A 987-nucleotide genomic window follows, 5' to 3' on the forward strand; every position below is an offset into this window, starting at 1 on the left:
ACGCGCTTCGCCGCGGCCGGCGGGTCGGTCTGGAACTCCGCGTGCGCCAGCTGCAGCAGCACGGCGACCCGGCGCCCGGACGACAGCCGTTCCGCCAGCGCCCGCCGCAGGTGCCGCGCGGCCAGCTCGGGCCGTCCGGAGAACACGGCGTCGCGCGCGCTCAGCCGCAGCACGTCCACGCCCCACGGGATCCGGATCGACGTCGCCTCCAGCAGGTGCGCGGCGACGCGCTCGACCGGCGCGCCCGTCTCCGACAGCAGCTTCGCCGCCCGCCCGTGGTTGACCGCGCGGGTGGTCTGCGGCATGTCCTTGAGCAGCGAGTTGCGGACGAACGAGTAGGTCAGCGCCGGCCGGTTGCTGTTGGTGAGCACGTGCAGCCGGACCATCGTGTCGATCGCCTGCAGCGCGTCGAGCTCGTCGACGCCGGCGAGCTGGGCCAGCAGGTCGAACGCGGCGTCCTCGCCCAGGATCGCCGCCGCGTGCAGGATTTCCGGCGCGTGCGGGAACTCCTGCATCCGCGTGTGGAGCACCTGGCCGATCAGCGACGAGCCGAGCTCGTGCGGGTCCGCGCCGGGCAGCAGCCGCGGCCGCAGGGCCTGCAGCAGGTACGGGTTGCCGCCGGTCGCCTCGCGGCAGGCGGTGGCGAGCTCGCCGGGCGCGAGGCCGAGGATTTCGGCGGCGGCCGCGTCGCCGAGGCCGTTCAGGGTGATCGACGCCGGCGTGCAGCCCGCCATCTCCAGCAGCGCGACCTCGTGGTGCGGCGGGTGCCCGGTCAGCGTCGTCAGGATGATCAGCACCGGCAGGCCGGCCACGCGGTTGCGGAGGTAGGCGAGGCACCGCATGGACCAGGCGTCGGCGAGGTGCACGTTGTCGATGCCGAGGAACAGCGGGCCCCGGCCGGCCGCCTCGCGGACGATCCCGAAGAAGAGTTCGAGCGCTTCGCTCTCCCCGGCGGGCCCGCACAGCTCCGCCGCGCGCGGGCGCGGC

Annotated in this window: 1 pseudogene; it reads right to left on the minus strand. The window is 75.1% G+C overall.

What is annotated here, in order from left to right:
• Positions 1–987, minus strand: a pseudogene (locus G3I65_RS14605) (helix-turn-helix transcriptional regulator); the annotation flags it as partial.

The organism is Amycolatopsis sp. SID8362, from assembly GCF_010550475.1.
Lineage (GTDB): Bacteria > Actinomycetota > Actinomycetes > Mycobacteriales > Pseudonocardiaceae > Amycolatopsis > Amycolatopsis eburnea.